The organism is Streptomyces sp. NPDC033174, from assembly GCF_055577795.1.
This window is the reverse complement of record NZ_JBVIPQ010000007.1, coordinates 47,252-60,491: the sequence shown is the minus strand read 5'-3', so window position 1 is coordinate 60,491 and position 13,240 is coordinate 47,252. Positions and strand designations below refer to the sequence as shown.

The window sequence follows — 13,240 nt, the reverse complement described above, 5'->3', positions numbered from 1 at the left end:
GGGTCAGATGGAGACGCCGTGCTGACGCAGGTACGCGAGCGGGTCGATGTCGGAGCCGTAGCCCGGACCCGTACGGATCTCGAAGTGCAGGTGCGGGCCGGAGGAGTTGCCGGTGGAGCCGGAGAGGCCGATCTCCTGTCCGCCGGTGACGCTCTGGCCGGAGGAGACCGAGAGGGACGAGAGGTGGCCGTACTGCGAGTAGCTGCCGTCGGTGTGCTGGATGACGATCTCGTTGCCGTACGCGCCGCCCCATCCGGCGGAGACGACGGTGCCCGGGCCGACGGCCTTGACGGTCGTGCCGGTGGAGGCCGCGAAGTCGACGCCGGTGTGGTAGCCGGAGGACCACATCGAGCCGGAGGCGTGGTACGGGGTGGTGACGCTCGGGCCGCTGACCGGGGCGGTGAAGCCGGAGGCCGACGTGGAGTCCGGAGTGGACGCCGGGGTCGAGGTCGACGGGGCGGACGCGCGGTCACTGCTGCGGGAGCTGCGCGTCGAGTCGTCGGCCTTGGGGGCCGCCTTGGGAGCCGCCTTCGGTGCGGCCTTGGGGGCCGCCTTGTGCGCGGGCTTGGCCTTGGCGGTGGACTTCGCGCCCAGCGTGAGCTTCATGCCGGGGATGATCAGCGAGGGGTTCTCGCCGACGACCTGGCGGTTGTCCTGGTAGAGCTTCTTCCAGCCACCGGCGAGGTGGTGGTCCGCGGCGATCGTCGAGAGGCAGTCACCGGCGACGACGGAGTACGTCTTCGGTGCGGCCTTGGCGGACTGCGCGGCAGCCTGCTGTGCCGCGGACTTCGCGGCGGCGGCGACGGTGGTCCCCTGCGTCACGGCCGGGGCGCTCGCCTCGGCGGCGTGCGCTCCGGTCGCGCCGATGAGCGGCAGAGCGACGACGGCGCCACCCGTTCCGGCTGCGACGAATCCACGCGTGATCGGGTTGACCTTGGGACGGCGATGCTTACCCTTCGCGGGCATGGCGAATTCCTCTCCGGCGCCTGCGAGGTGAGCTGTCGGGTTCGGGCTGGAGATGCCCGGTCGCGCTGTGGCGCGCCTTAACCCCGAGCCGCCTCCGGAAATCCGGAATCGGCGTTCTTACCTGGGTCCCCCGCTCCTGCCACACGTGGGTGGGTGTGAATTCCGGACGGTGGCAGGATTCGGCGGTCCATCCGGATTGACGGTGACCGTAGACGAGCCGCTCGGCGCTAACAAGCCATCGCATTCATTCGGCAATGGGCGCTGTGATATCGGCGCTGAATTCCGGTCACACTCCGTCGACTCCGGATCATCGATCTCCGTTGTGAGCAAGGAATTCGACTTCCGAGTTCCGCCACGGACTGTCACGTTTATGACGCTGCTCACGTGCCCGCACCCATCTCCCGCATTACCGGGGCACGTCATCTCGAATCACTTAATACGGACAGAACAGTCATTCCATGCGCATTGCACTCAACAGCAAATGTTCTACCGATTGCCGCCAGTTCCTCAGGAACCGGTGTGTCGGAAGGCTCCCGCCGAGATGATTGCCTCAGGAACCGATGTCGTATCGTCGAGGCCGCGCCGCGTCGGCGATCAGCGCCGACGGCAGAACACCTCAGGAGCTCTCGTGACGCAGCAGCTGCCGCAGGTCCCGTCGACCGAACCCGAGCTGACCGGAGTCCGGAATTTCCGGGACGTGGGCGGGCTGCCGACCGTGGACGGGCGGACCGTGCGGTACGGGCGGCTCTTCCGCAGCGGGCATCTGGCCCACGCCACCGATGACGACGCGGCCTTCCTCGCCGGTCTCGGGCTGCACACGATCTTCGACTTCCGCAACGCCGCCGACCAGAAGGTGGAGGGCCCGGACGTCGCCCTGCCCGGCGTACGGAACGTGAACATCCCGCTCAACGACCCTGCGGACGGCAAGGAGTTCTGGAAGATGGTCAGCGGTGGCGACCTCGCCCAGCTGCGCTCCCTCCTCGGCGACGGCAAGGCCGCCGCCCGCATGACGCGGACGTACCGCGAGATCATCACGGACCGCACCGCCGAGCACAGCCGTGTCCTGCACGCCATGGCCGAGGACAGCGTCCCCGCGCTGATGCACTGCGCGGCCGGCAAGGACCGTGCGGGCCTCTCCATCGCCGTGTCCCTGCTCGCGGTCGGCGTCGAGCGCGAGGCGATCGAGACGGACTACCTCAAGTCCAACGACCCCCACCGCCGTTACAAGGTCCGCCGCAGCAGCACGTCGGCCGAGGCCATGTCCCCGGAGGTCATGGAACTGCTCGGCCCCCTCTTCGACGCGCGCGCGGAGTACCTCTCCGCCGCCTTCGACACCATCGAGACGAACTGGGGCAGCGTCGAGCGGTACCTCTCCGAGGGCCTCAAGCTCGCCCCGGAGACCCGCGAGCGGCTGCGCTTCGCCCTCCTCCAGGACTAGCGGGAGCCCAGAACCGGCGGGGAACCGGCCCTACTGGTTCTGACCGCCGAGCAGGAACAGCAGATAGAGGAACGCCGCGAAGAGGTGTCCGGCGACCAGGTAGGCGAAGAGGCGGATGACCAGCCCCCGGGGGAACTTCTTCTCCTCGGTGGACGGTACGGATGCTGATTTGTCGGACATTCGAGGGTCCTTTTCGTGAGGACGGCGGCGGCGAGGGCGGGTCAGCGGCGAGGGGCTCCGCCACCGAGGCACAGCTCGGCGGCGGGACTCTGCAGCAGGGTGTGGACGAAGAGCAGCTCGGCGCCGCCGCGCGTGGCGGCGCCGATCCGGTGCGGGGTGAGCGAGTCGAAGTGCGCGCTGTCCCCCGGCTCGAGGACATGCACGGCGTCGCCCAGGGCGAGACGCACCCGGCCTTCCAGTACGTGGAGCCACTCCTCCCCCGGGTGGACACGGACCAGGTCGTCCCGGGTGGCGTACGGGACCTGGACACGCAGCGCCTGCATGGCCCGTCCGGGCCCGCCGGCCTGGTGGTAGATCCATCCGTCCGCCTCGGCGGGCTCGGCGCTCCCCGCGCGGACGATGGGATCCCGCTCGGGCGGCACCTCCCCGAGCAGTTCGGACACCGTGGTGCCGTAGATGCGGGCAAGGGCGAGCAGCATGGGCAGCGAGGGCTGCCGACGGCCCGTCTCCAGCCGGGAGAGGTGGGCCGGGGAGAGTCCGGCGCGACGGGCGGCCGTCTCCAGGGTGAGCCCCTGGCGCCGGCGCAGGCCCCTCAGCCGGGGCGCCACGTCTGGGAGGGCGTCCGGCATCACGTCGCCGTCGAACGTGTCGTCGACCGCGCCGTCGGACACCACAGTGCCCGGCGCCCGGTCCGGGAGTTCCGCGGACGACGCCGCCCCGTCCGCTCCTGCGGCAGAATCGCTCATGGGTCCATTGCGCCAGGGTTTTTCCTCTGGGGCAATTTTCTTGCCCCAGAGGCAAACCCGACCGTCGGCGGTCCGCCGGGTTCAGCGCTGTGCGACGGCCTGCTTGACCAGCGTTCTGCCGAAGTCCCACATCAGCCCGCCCCCGCCGTGGGCCTCGTCCATCACGGCGGTGAAGGCTTCCACGAACCGGTCCACGTCCGCGTCGTCGATCACCAACGGCGGGATCAGCTTGATCACTTCCATGTGATCGCCGGACACCTGCGTGAGGATCCGGTGCCGCTGGAGCAGCGGCACGACGACCATCTGGGCGAAGAGTCCCTTGCGGGCCGCCTGGAGCATCGTCCAGCGGCTGCGCAGACCGAGCGACGACGGCCTGCCGAACTCGATCCCGATCATCAGCCCGCGTCCGCGCACGTCGTGAAGCAGTTCGTACCGGGGTACGAGCGCGGCGAGGCGCGAGCGCAGCAGATCACCGGTACGGCGCGCGTGGGCCACGGTCTCCTCGTTCTCCATCACCGAGAGGACGGCGAGCCCGGCGGCCATGGCCTGGGCGTTCGAGCCGAAGCTGGCCGAGTGGACGAGCACACGGTCCATGGACGAGTAGACCTTCTTGAAGATCCAGTCCTTGCCGAGGGTGGCGCCGACGGGCACATAGCCGCCGGAGAGCGCCTTGGCGACGCACACCAGGTCCGGTTCGACCCCCATCTCGTGCTGGTAGGCGTAGAAGTCGCCGGTCCTGCCGAGGCCGGTCTGCACCTCGTCGGCGATCAGCAGGGCCTTGTGCCGGCGCAGCAGCTCCTGGGCGGCGCCCAGGAACCCCGGCGGGGCCTCGCGCACGCCCTTGCCCTGGATGGGCTCCACGACGAACGCGGCCACGTCCCCCTTCCGCAGCTCCCGCTCCAGGGCGGCGAGGTCTCCGAGCTCGATCGCCGTGTCGGGCAGCAGCGGTGCGAAGCCGTCCCGGAAGCCGCTCTCGCCGTTGACCGACAGCGAGCCGGTGGTCAGGCCGTGGAAGGCGTGGGCGCAGTAGAGGATCCGCGGCCTCCCGGTCGCGAAGCGGGCGAATTTGAGCGCGGTCTCCACCGCCTCCGTACCGCTGTTGCCGAAGAAGACCCGGTCCAGGTGAGGGCTGTGGGCGAGCAGCTTCTCGGCGAGCAGCCCGGGCAGCGGCTGGCAGTCGAACCGGGTCAGATCGGCGAGCGAAGCGTCGAGGACGTCGTGCAGGGCCTTGCGGACGACCGGATGGTGGCGGCCGAGGCCCATCACCCCGAAGCCGGCCAGCATGTCGAGGTAGTCGTTGCCGTCGGCGTCCCAGAAGTGGGCGCCCTGCGCCCGCTCGTAGTACTTGTCGAACCCGAGGGTGTGGAGCATGCGCGGCAGCTGGTGGTTGAGGTGTCGGGTGTGCAGCTCGTAGCGCTCCGCGCCGCGCTCGGCGAGCAGCCGACCCAGGTCGAAATCCTTGCTGGTCGGCGCCCCCGTCGGCGTCCCCATCGGCGTCGTCATCGACCGTTCTCCTTGGGCTTTCCGGGTTCCCCGGGATCCTTGGGCTCCCGCGGCTGCTTCGGCACCACGGATTCCTTCATGTCGCCGGCCTCCGGGGACGGCGACCTCTCGTACTCCGTGGGCTCCGGCGCCCCCTGGTCCTCGGGGGCCTCGCCGGGCCTCCTGCGTGCCAGGGCGGCGCTGATCCGTCCCGCGATCTCGACCGGGGTCAGTCCGATGTCGGCCAGGACCTCACCGCGCTTGCCGTGTGCGAGGAACTGCTCCGGGATGCCGAAGGTGCGCAGTGGCACGTCCACATCCGCGTCCCGCAGCGCCTGCCCCACCGCCGAACCGACCCCGCCGGCACGGCTGTTGTCCTCGACGACCGCGACGAGCCGGTGCCCGGCGGCGAGCGGCGGGAGCTGTTCGTCGACCGGCTTCACCCAGCGCGGGTCGACGACCGTGCACCGGATGCCGCGCCCGGCCAGCAGCTCGGCGGCGTGCAGGCAGACCGGCGCCATGACGCCGACGGCCACGAGCAGCACATCGGGGTCCTCTGCCTGCCGCAGTACGTCCATCCCGCCGATGCGGCCGACGGCGGGCACGGCCTCTCCCACCGGTTCCTTGGGGAAGCGCAGCAGGGTCGGCGCGTCGGCCACCTCCACGGCCTCGCGCAGCTGCCCCCGCAGCTGGTCGGCGTCCCTCGGCGCGGCGATCCGCAGCCCGGGCACGACCTGGAGGACGGACATGTCCCACATCCCGTTGTGCGACGCCCCGTCGGCGCCGGTCACACCCGCACGGTCGAGTACGAAGGTGACACCGCACCGGTGCAGTGCCACATCCATCAGCAGCTGGTCGAACGCGCGGTTGAGGAAGGTGGCGTAGACGGCGACGACCGGGTGCAGCCCGCCGGTGGCGAGACCGGCCGCCGACACCACGGCGTGCTGCTCGGCGATCCCGACGTCCCAGACCCGCTCGGGGAAGCGCTCGGCGAACGCGGTGAGCCCGACCGGGTGCAGCATGGCGGCGGTGATCGCCACGATGTCCGGCCGCTCGGCCCCGAGGGCGGCGATCTCCTCGCCGAAGACGGAGGTCCACGAGGGCCCGTCGGCGGGAACGAGCGGCGCGCAGGTCAGCAGGTCCATCGCGCCGACCGCGTGGAACCGGTCGGCCTCGTCCCGGAGGGCCGGCGGATAGCCCCGGCCCTTCTCGGTCAGACAGTGGACCAGTACGGGCCCGTGGAACCGTTTCGCCCGCCGCAGCGCCGACTCCACGGCCGCGATGTCGTGCCCGTCGACCGGCCCCACGTACTTGAGCCCCAGGTCCTCGAAGAGGCCCTGGGGCGCGAAGGTGTCCTTGAACCCCTTCTTGGCTCCGTGCAGCGACCCGTACAGCGGCTGCCCGATGACCGGGGTGTGCTGGAGCACCTCCTTGCCCCAGGCGAGGAAGCGTTCGTAACCGTCGGTGGTACGCAAGGTGGCGAGGTGGCGGGCGAGGCCGCCGATCGTCGGGGCGTAGGACCGCTCGTTGTCGTTGACGACGACGATCAGCGGGCGGTCCTTGGCCGCGGCGATGTTGTTCAGCGCCTCCCAGGCCATGCCGCCGGTGAGCGCGCCGTCACCGATGACGGCGACCACGTGGTCGGAGCCGCCGCGCACCTGCTGCGCCTTGGCGAGGCCGTCGGCCCAGCCGAGGACCGTCGAGGCGTGCGAGTTCTCGACGACGTCGTGCTCGGACTCCTCGCGGGACGGGTATCCGGAGAGCCCGCCCTTGCCGCGCAGTTTCGAGAAGTCCTGCCGGCCGGTGAGGAGTTTATGGACGTAGCTCTGGTGGCCGGTGTCCCAGAGGATCCGGTCGGCGGGTGAGTCGAAGACCCGGTGCAGGGCGATGGAGAGTTCCACCACCCCGAGGTTGGGCCCCAAATGACCTCCGGTTCTGGCCACCGCCTGGACCAGGAACTCCCTGATGTCCTCGGCCAGTTCGTCCAGCTCCGGTTCGATCAGCGCTTTGAGGTCGCGCGGTCCTCGGATGTTCTCCAGAATCGTCACGCTCGGGCCCCCTTCCGGATCCCTCCTGTCGGCATCACGTCACCCGCGGTTCGCCGAAACGGTCTCGCGTGCCGCGCGGAGCGACTCCTTCAGGGAGCCCATGGTGGCGAGGACGGCGGTCGGCTCGTAGCCGCAGTGGGCCATGCAGTTGGCGCAGCGCGGGTCCTTGCCCCGTCCGTACTTGTCCCAGTCGGTGTCCTCGATGAGCTGGCGGTACGTGGGGACGTACCCGTCGCTCATCAGATAGCAGGGCCGCTGCCAGCCGAAGAGCGAGTAGTTCGGGATCGCCCACGCCGTGCAGGGGAAGTCGGCCTTGCCCTCCAGGAAGTCCAGGAACAGCGGCGAGTGGTTCAGGCGCCAGCGGCGCCGGTTGCCGCCCGCGAAGGCCTTCTTGAACAGCTCGCGGGTCTGCTCCACGCCCAGGAAGTGCTCCTGGTCCGGCGCCTTCTCGTAGGCGTAGGCGGGCGAGATCATCATCTCGTCGACCTTGAGGTCGTCGTTGAGGTAGTTGAGCACCTCGATGATGGTCTGCGGGGTGTCGGTGTTGAAGAAGGTGGAGTTGGTGGTGACCCGGAAGCCGCGCCGCTTGGCTTCCTTGATGGCCTCCACCGCCTCGTCGAACACGCCCTCCTTGGCCACGGATTCGTCGTGCCGCTCCCGCAGCCCGTCGATGTGCACGGCGAAGGCGAAGTAGGGCGACGGCGTGAAGTCCCCGATCTTCTTGCGGAGCAGCATGGCGTTGGTGCACAGGAAGACGTACTTCTTCCTGGCCACCAACTGCCGGACGATCTCGTCGATCTGGGGGTGCATCAGGGGCTCGCCACCCGCGATGGACACCATGGGTGCTCCGGATTCGAGCACCGCGCCGACCGCCTGGGCGACCGGCATGCGCTGCTTCAGCACGCCGGCCGGGTGCTGGATCTTTCCGCAGCCCTCGCATTTCAGGTTGCAGGCGAAGAGCGGTTCGAGTTCGACGATGAGCGGAAACTTCTCTCGCTTGCGAAGTTTCTGCTCGAAGAGATAGGTCCCGACCCGGATGGACTGACGAAGCGGCATGGCCATGACTTGCTCACCTCCAGGGGAGCAGCAAAGAACGGTGCCATTCGAAGAAAGCAGGAAGGACGGCACGAAGAACGCGGAAGGCAGATATTCCACCGCGTACCGTGCTGATCCGGACCAGTTCATGCTCCGGAGCGTCCACGACCACCCGTACGGCCGCAACCGGACGCCGTCCGGTGCTCAGCGCGGTGCGGAGCGTGGCGGCGGACTCCATGTCGACCGCGATCGCCCCGGTGCCGCGCAGCTGGGCCCGCTCGGGCCCGCGCACGACGTGGTCGGAACCGTTGAGCGGGCCGGTGTGGACGGTGCGCCCCGGCAGGGCGCGGCTCAGGGCCTTCACGAGCAGGTCGGCGGCGTCGCACGCCGTGCTGCCGTCCGGGCCCCGGGTCTCCTCGGCGACCACCAGGTCTCCGGGGTGCATCCCGGGCGCGAGGCCCGCACAGAAGCCGGACGCGATGACGGCGGCGCCCCGCAGCCGGGGGTCGGCGAGCTTCTCCGCCACGGCGCGCCGCGCGTTGTCGGGCCCCATGCCGGTACGCAGCACCGTCACCGTCCCCGGGGCCCCCGCGCTCTCTGCCCCGCGCAGGGCGAACCGCTCGATGCCCAGCGCGCAGGCGATCAGCAGCGGCGGCACGGAACCGGGCGGGTCCGCCCTCCCTGTCACCGGGCCTCCTTGCCGGCGGCGAGGCCGAGGACGGGCTCCCCGTTGACGTACCGGCCGAGAGCGGTCAGCGGGAACACCTGCCGGTACAGGTGGTAGTTGATGGAGAAGTCCCAGGGGAAGCCGGTGCCGGTGAAGTGGGGTTCGTCCCAGGAGCCGTCCTGGCGCTGCATCACGACGAGCCAGGTGATGCCGCGTTCGACGGCCCCGGTGTCCCGCTCCCCCGCCGCAAGCAGCGCGAGGAGCGCCCAGGCGGTCTGCGAGGCGGTGGAGGCGCCGCGGCCGATCCACTCCGGCTGCCGGTACGAGCGCAGGTCCTCCCCCCATCCTCCGTCGTCGTTCTGGACGGATTCGAGCCAGCCCACGGCCCGGCGGATCGCCGGGTGGGAGGTGGGCAGTCCGGCGGCGGTCAGGGCCGGGACGACGGAGCCGGTTCCGTAGATGTGATTGACGCCCCAGCGGCCGAACCAGGCGCCAGTCGTCTCCTGTTCGGCGAGGAGCCACTCGATGCCCCTGCGGGTACGGGGGTGATGGGCGAGGCCCTCGTGGGCGAGCATCTCGACGACGTGCGCGGTGACGTCGGCCGACGGCGGGTCGATGACCTCACCGAAGTCGCAGAAGGGAAGCCGGTTGGGGAACGGACTGGTGTTGTCCGCGTCGAAGGCGGCCCAGGCCCCGTTGGCGGACTGCATGCCGAGGGTCCAGCGGGCACCCCGGCGGATGGCCGCCTCGGACTGGTCCGGGTCGGGGTGCCGGACCCGGCGCAGGGCCAGGATGACCTCGGCGGTGTCGTCGATGTCCGGGTAGTTGTCGTTGTGGAACTCGAACGCCCAGCCACCGGGCCGCAGTTCGGGTCGGCGGACCGCCCAGTCGCCGGGCCGGACGATCTCCTCGCCGAGCATCCAGTCGGCGGCCCTGACGAGCGACGGGTGGTCGGGCGCCACGCCCGCGTCGGCGAGGGCGATGGTGGCGAGGCAGGTGTCCCACACGGGCGACTGGCAGGCTTCGATCATGCGCGAGCCGTCCTCGCGCCACACGGCGAAACGATCGAGCGACTCGAGCCCGGTGCGCATCACGGGGTGCTGGAGGTCGTAACCGAGCAGATGGAGCGCGATGATCGAGTAGACGGCGGGCGGCTGGATTCCGCCCCAGCAGCCGTCGTTCTCCTGGCGCTCGATGATCCAGCGGGCGGCGGCGTTCATCGCGGTCCTGCGCAGCCGGCGCGGGGCGACCTTGTGGTACACGTGCAGGGCCTTGTCGAGCCGCTGGAAGACTCCGTCCCAACTGACCACCGGAGCGCTGGGCTTGGGGGGATTGGGGACGAGGGGGTCGGTGTGCAGCTCGTCCAGCGGGAAGGGCGCGGGGCGGACGGGCCGCTTCGCCGAGACCACGGTCAGCGGGACGATGGTCTGACGCGCCCAGCAGCCGAAGTCGTAGATGTTCAGCGGGAACCAGCGGGGCAGGAAGATCAGCTCGGGTGGCAGTTCGGGGAGGTCGTCCCATTTCCACCAGCCGAAGAGCGCCAGCCAGATACGGGTGAAGACCCGGGCCGCGGCGATTCCGCCCTGTCCCCTGATCCAGGCGGAGGCGCGGGCCATGTGCGGGTCGTCGGGCCGGTCCCCGGCCAGCCGGAGGGCGACATACGCCTCGATGGTGGCGGAGAGCTCGGCGGGCCCGCCGTAGAACGTGGCCCAGGTGCCGTCCTCACGCTGTTCGCCCCGGATGTGGAGGGCGGCCGCGTGGAGGATCCTCTCGTCCTGGATGCCGAGGAACTGACGGAGCAGCAGGTCCTCGGCGTCCATGGTGACGTTGGTCTCCAGGTCGCCCTTCCACCATCCCTCGGCGTCCTGCCGCCCCAGGAGATGGTCGATGGAGCGCTCCGCGGCCCGCGCGGCGGCCTGGCGCACGTCCTCCGCGACGGGTGTGACGCCGGTTGTTTCGCTGGCCGAGGCTGCCCGGGGGCCCACGGCCCCGGCGCTTCCGTCGGTCGTCGCTGTCATGGCTTCCCCTTCGTGCAGTTGGATTCTGCTCCTGCGGGTCTGCCGTCGGCCGGTGCCGAGTGGCACCGGCCGGCGACTGCGAACTCATATGAGGGTGATCGGGATCATCTCTTCCGTACGACGACGAAGTCGGCGAGCGCGGTGAGCTGCGCCCGCACCCGGGACGGCATGTCGACACCGTCGAGGGCCTCGACGGCGATGGCGTGCTGCCTGCGGGCCTCCTGCGAGGTCCACGCGCGCCCGCCGGCCTCCTCGATGAGGGCCGCTCGGGCGGCGAACTCCTCCTCCGAGAAGGAGTCGAGGTCATTGCTCTTGGCGTCGGCCGCGAGCAGCTCTCCGAGGCGCTCGGAGGCGGATCCGCCGGCGGCGAGCGCGGCGACGACCGGGAGGGACTTCTTGCGCTGGCGCAGGTCGCTCCAGGTCTGCTTGCCGGTGGACTCGGGGTCGCCCCAGATGCCGAGGAGGTCGTCGACGGCCTGGAAGGCGAGGCCGAGGTGGTAGCCGTACTCCTCCAGCTTGTCGGCGGTCCGGTCGTCGGCTCCGCCGAGTACGGCGCCGATGGAGACGGCGCAGGCCAGCAGGGCGCCGGTCTTGTTGCCCTCCATCTCCAGGCACTCCTCGACGGTGACCCGCTCGCGGTGCTCGTAGGAGATGTCCTGGGCCTGGCCGTCGATCAGCTTGCGGGTGGCGGTGGTGAGCCTGCGGGTGGCGCGCCCGGCCTCGACGGTGCCGAGCTCCAGAAGCAGTTCGTTGGCCAGCGCGAAGAGCGCGTCGCCGACGAGGATCGCCTGGGCGGGGCCGTGCACCTTCCAGACGGTGTCGCGGTGGCGGCGCTGCTCGTCGCCGTCCATGAGGTCGTCGTGGAGCAGCGAGAAGTTGTGGACCAGCTCCACGGCGACGGCGCCCGGGATGCCGACCTCGGGAGCGGCGCCGGCCGCCTCGGCGGAGAGCAGGGCGAGCGCCGGCCGTACGGCCTTGCCGCCGTCGCCGTCGGCGGGACGGCCGTGGGCGTCGATCCAGCCGAAGTGATAGGCGGCCACGGTGTCCATGGGCGGCGCGAGCCGGTCGACCGCGGCGCGCAGCACGGGCGTCGACATCGTCCGCCCGCGCTCCAGCAGTGCGGTGACATCCGCGGTGTCGACAGCCGGTTTCACCGGGGGCACAGTCGGCACGGTCTCTCCTCTATTTGCCGTACGTGTTCCACTGCTCAGGCTCATGCCGCCTCCTTGAGGGGATGTTCGTGGGGGCGGCCGAGGGCCGAGAGCGCGGCGCCGGCGGCACTGAAGCCGCTGCGTACGGCGCCCTCCATGGTGGCGGGCCAGCCGGTGGCGGTCCACGCGCCGGCCAGGTACAGGCCCGGCGCGCGGGTATGGGCGCCGGGGCGCAGGCGCCCCACGCCGGGGGTGGGGGCGAACGTCGCTGTCCGCTCCCGGGTGACGAAGAAGTCGCGTACGACGGCTCCGCGAGCGGCGGGCAACAGCCGTTCCAGCTCGGGGAGATAACGTGCGCGCAGGCCGGCGACCGGTCTGTCGATGTCGTCCTGTGCCGCGGACTGGGAGACGGCGAGGTACTGGCCGTCCTTCAGCCCGGAGGAGTCGGTGCGGTCGAAGACCCACTGCACGGGCGAGCCGAGCGCGGTGAAGAAGGGCTGCCGCAGGACCTTGCGGTCGTAGACGACATGCAGGTTCAGGATGGGCGCGGTGCCGATGTCCAGGAGGCTGCCGGGGTCGTCCAGCGCGCCCTCGGGCAGCAGGTCGTGGGCCTCGCGCTGCGGTACGGCGAGGACGACGGTGTCGGCCTCCAGTGTCTCGCCGGTGACCTCGACGTTCCACCGCCCGTCTCCGGCACGGGAGACGCGGTCCGCCCTGGTGCGCAGTTCGGTCCGGACCCCGGCGGAGTCGAGGGCCTTGCGGGCGAGCCCGTCGTGCAGATCGCCGAGGGGGACCCGCGCCCAGCCGATGTCAGCGGCGGCGGGGTCGGAGAGCAGGGCGGTCTTGAAGACCATCGCGGCCAGGCCCATGGAGGCGTGGGCGGCGGTGGCGTTCAGGGTGGCAACGCCGATGAGGTCCCAGAGGGCCTCGGCGGCGCGCTCGGACTGGCCGTGGCGGCCGAGCCAGGTGGCGAAATCGATGCCGTCGAGCGCGGGGTCGGCGGGGTCGAGCCTGCCCAGCGCGAGGGCGGCGCGCCCGACACCGATCCGCTCGGCGAGCGAGAGGTGCGGATAGGTGGCGAGGCTCGCGGCGAGATGCAGCGGTACGGGCAGGGCGGTGCGGCGCAGCCTGCCGAGCCGGGGGCCGCGCGGATGGGCCACGTCCAGGACGGGTACGTCGAGCCGGTCCTGGAGCGGGGCGAGGGCAGCGCCGTCGACGCGGTCGAGGAACCACCGGTAGGCGGTGCAGCAGCGCAGGTAGACGTGCTGGCCGTTGTCGATGGTGAGGTCACCGCGGCGGAAGGAGAAGGCGAGACCGCCGAGGCGGGGCCGTCCTTCGAGCAGGGTCACGCGGACGCCCGCGTCGGCGAGCTGCAGGGCTGTGGTGATGCCGGCGAGTCCCGCGCCGACGACCACTGCGTGCCGGGACGGTGTGTCGTCGCCGAAGACGCTGTCCGTCATGCGGCCTCCCCACGGGTCGTCGCAGTCAGGGACGCGGGTCCGGGACGGA

The 13,240-nt window shown here is 70.9% G+C and carries 11 protein-coding genes and 1 riboswitch; of the genes, 1 reads left to right on the top strand and 10 read right to left on the bottom strand.

Going from position 1 to position 13,240, the window contains the following annotated elements:
* Positions 1–3 precede the first annotated feature (3 nt).
* Entirely contained in the window at positions 4–966 is a 963-nt protein-coding gene (locus tag ACZ5VC_RS22340; RefSeq protein WP_469121789.1) for a M23 family metallopeptidase, read from the bottom strand.
* Positions 967–968: 2 nt separating this feature from the next.
* Positions 969–1,128, bottom strand: a riboswitch (cyclic di-AMP (ydaO/yuaA leader).
* 466 nt (positions 1,129–1,594) lie between these two features.
* Here ACZ5VC_RS22340 and ACZ5VC_RS22335 point away from each other — a divergent pair.
* Positions 1,595–2,404 (top strand): tyrosine-protein phosphatase, encoded by an 810-nt coding sequence (locus ACZ5VC_RS22335; RefSeq protein WP_469121788.1) that lies wholly within the window; start codon positions 1,595–1,597, stop codon positions 2,402–2,404.
* A gap of 30 nt (positions 2,405–2,434) precedes the next feature.
* On the opposite strand, the gene ACZ5VC_RS22330 is transcribed toward ACZ5VC_RS22335, so the two are convergent.
* The 9 genes from ACZ5VC_RS22330 to hpnE form a co-directional block, all read right to left on the bottom strand.
* On the bottom strand, positions 2,435–2,584 hold the full coding sequence (locus ACZ5VC_RS22330; RefSeq protein ID WP_469121787.1) for a DUF6126 family protein: 150 nt from the start codon (positions 2,582–2,584) through the stop codon (positions 2,435–2,437).
* Positions 2,585–2,625: 41 nt separating this feature from the next.
* Complete coding sequence (locus ACZ5VC_RS22325; RefSeq protein ID WP_469122120.1) at positions 2,626–3,213, bottom strand: helix-turn-helix domain-containing protein; 588 nt, start codon at positions 3,211–3,213, stop codon at positions 2,626–2,628.
* A 198-nt stretch (positions 3,214–3,411) separates the two neighbouring features.
* Positions 3,412–4,833 carry an aspartate aminotransferase family protein gene (locus tag ACZ5VC_RS22320; protein WP_469121786.1) on the bottom strand — a complete coding sequence of 474 codons (1,422 nt, stop codon included), beginning with the start codon at positions 4,831–4,833 and terminating at the stop codon, positions 3,412–3,414.
* Positions 4,830–6,860: a 1-deoxy-D-xylulose-5-phosphate synthase gene (gene dxs, locus ACZ5VC_RS22315; RefSeq protein ID WP_469121785.1), complete on the bottom strand. Its 2,031-nt coding sequence runs from the start codon at positions 6,858–6,860 to the stop codon at positions 4,830–4,832. Before dxs ends, ACZ5VC_RS22320 begins: the two co-directional genes overlap by 4 nt.
* Before the next feature lie 39 nt (positions 6,861–6,899).
* Complete coding sequence (gene hpnH / locus ACZ5VC_RS22310; protein ID WP_469121784.1) at positions 6,900–7,922, bottom strand: adenosyl-hopene transferase HpnH; 1,023 nt, start codon at positions 7,920–7,922, stop codon at positions 6,900–6,902.
* 7 nt (positions 7,923–7,929) lie between these two features.
* Entirely contained in the window at positions 7,930–8,583 is a 654-nt protein-coding gene (locus ACZ5VC_RS22305) for a phosphorylase family protein (protein ID WP_469121783.1), read from the bottom strand.
* A complete protein-coding gene (gene shc / locus ACZ5VC_RS22300) occupies positions 8,580–10,580 on the bottom strand; it encodes a squalene--hopene cyclase (protein WP_469121782.1) in 2,001 nt (666 codons plus the stop codon). Before shc ends, ACZ5VC_RS22305 begins: the two co-directional genes overlap by 4 nt.
* A 104-nt stretch (positions 10,581–10,684) precedes the next feature.
* Positions 10,685–11,797, bottom strand: a complete 1,113-nt coding sequence (locus ACZ5VC_RS22295) for a polyprenyl synthetase family protein (RefSeq protein WP_469121781.1) — start codon at positions 11,795–11,797, stop codon at positions 10,685–10,687.
* Complete coding sequence (hpnE, locus tag ACZ5VC_RS22290) at positions 11,794–13,191, bottom strand: hydroxysqualene dehydroxylase HpnE (protein ID WP_469121780.1); 1,398 nt, start codon at positions 13,189–13,191, stop codon at positions 11,794–11,796. Before hpnE ends, ACZ5VC_RS22295 begins: the two co-directional genes overlap by 4 nt.
* Positions 13,192–13,240: the final 49 nt, after the last annotated feature.

Excerpts from the sequence above, each read along its gene's own strand:
- ACZ5VC_RS22295 (WP_469121781.1), bottom strand. The coding sequence starts at position 11,797 with ATGAGCCTGAGCAGTGGAACACGTACGGCAAATAGAGGAGAGACCGTG.
- ACZ5VC_RS22330 (WP_469121787.1), bottom strand. The coding sequence starts at position 2,584 with ATGTCCGACAAATCAGCATCCGTACCGTCCACCGAGGAGAAGAAGTTC.
- shc (WP_469121782.1), bottom strand. The coding sequence starts at position 10,580 with ATGACAGCGACGACCGACGGAAGCGCCGGGGCCGTGGGCCCCCGGGCA.
- ACZ5VC_RS22325 (WP_469122120.1), bottom strand. The coding sequence starts at position 3,213 with ATGCCGGACGCCCTCCCAGACGTGGCGCCCCGGCTGAGGGGCCTGCGC.
- ACZ5VC_RS22320 (WP_469121786.1), bottom strand. The coding sequence starts at position 4,833 with ATGACGACGCCGATGGGGACGCCGACGGGGGCGCCGACCAGCAAGGAT.
- hpnH (WP_469121784.1), bottom strand. The coding sequence starts at position 7,922 with ATGGCCATGCCGCTTCGTCAGTCCATCCGGGTCGGGACCTATCTCTTC.
- ACZ5VC_RS22340 (WP_469121789.1), bottom strand. The coding sequence starts at position 966 with ATGCCCGCGAAGGGTAAGCATCGCCGTCCCAAGGTCAACCCGATCACG.
- hpnE (WP_469121780.1), bottom strand. The coding sequence starts at position 13,191 with ATGACGGACAGCGTCTTCGGCGACGACACACCGTCCCGGCACGCAGTG.